Annotated in this window: 1 pseudogene; it reads right to left on the bottom strand. The window is 35.2% G+C overall.

Annotation, left to right across the window (positions count from 1 at the left end):
* Positions 1-1,175, bottom strand: a pseudogene (locus FTV42_RS17150) (fimbrial biogenesis outer membrane usher protein); the annotation flags it as partial.

The following is a 1,175-nucleotide window of genomic DNA, read 5'->3' as shown; positions in this document are numbered from 1 at the left end:
ATTGAGATTCTTGTGATTTTATCTTATTATAACCAGCATAAACCCCATAACCATTATAAAAATTATAGCTTAATCCCGCCCGAAAGAGTTCATCAGCTAAAGCGCCTGATGTTAAAAAATTGTATTCTGCATCTTTTTCATTCTTATTATATCCATTTTCATAACGAACTTTTGAAACACGTGCTAGGTCATAATAATTATCAAAAACTTTTCTAAAGCTTGTATTAAATGAAATATCTTTATTAATCCGACCTTCTAACCCAATAGAACTTAAATAACCATTTTCATCTTTATAGTTACTCAACGAAAAATCTGCATTTACAACGCCCAAACCCCATAAGTTTTGTGCAAAACCGATACCTGCATTAGACAATCCATCAGTTGATGCTTCCATCCCACCACTTAACGTGAGCGATTGTTTAATCCCGTAACGAATCGATCCCGAACCAAAAAGCACCCCATCATCATAATCATTCGAATAAGAACCATAATTGTAACGTGGCATACCAACATCTACAGAAAACTGATTAACACCTTTTGCTAAAACTTTAGGTGAAAAGTAGTATGCCTTTTTAACTAAATTTTGCTTTCCTGTAGCATCGGTTGTTACTAAAGTGACCTCATTTCCAGAAATAAGAGGTAACTGTTTAATATCGAATGGGCCAGAGGGCACTATTCCAGAATATACTTTTTGCTGATTAACATATAAATCAAGCGTTGATGGTAGTGCTGCTGATCCTGAGAATTGAGGTAATGCTGTAGTAATAATGTCTGAGCGTTGAGCATACGCACTTGACCATTGCGCACCACCTAAACGCACACTGTTACCCCAGTCAGTAGTGTTTGATGTAAAATCACCAATGGTATAAAGTCTAATTTTTATCGGATTAATATATTGCCATTTCGATTCTAACCGTACAAATTTATTATGGCTATAATCATTTAGATCATCACCATTATACAAAACACCTGTATAGAAATTGCCTAGCCGAGTGCTATAAAATGCTTCAGCAGATCCCGAAAAAACATTCTGTTCGTCATTAATCGTATTGTAAAGACTATAATTAATGATCGCTGCATTCAATGGTTTTACGTTTAATAGCTGATTTGGAGTCGCATTGGATCCTTCTAAATCCAGACTAAACCTAGTAAGCAGCTCTTGAGGTACAGTTAAG

Source organism: Acinetobacter sp. YH16052 (assembly GCF_013417155.1).
Taxonomy (GTDB): Bacteria; Pseudomonadota; Gammaproteobacteria; order Pseudomonadales; family Moraxellaceae; genus Acinetobacter.
This window is presented reverse-complemented; position numbering and strand designations above follow the sequence as displayed.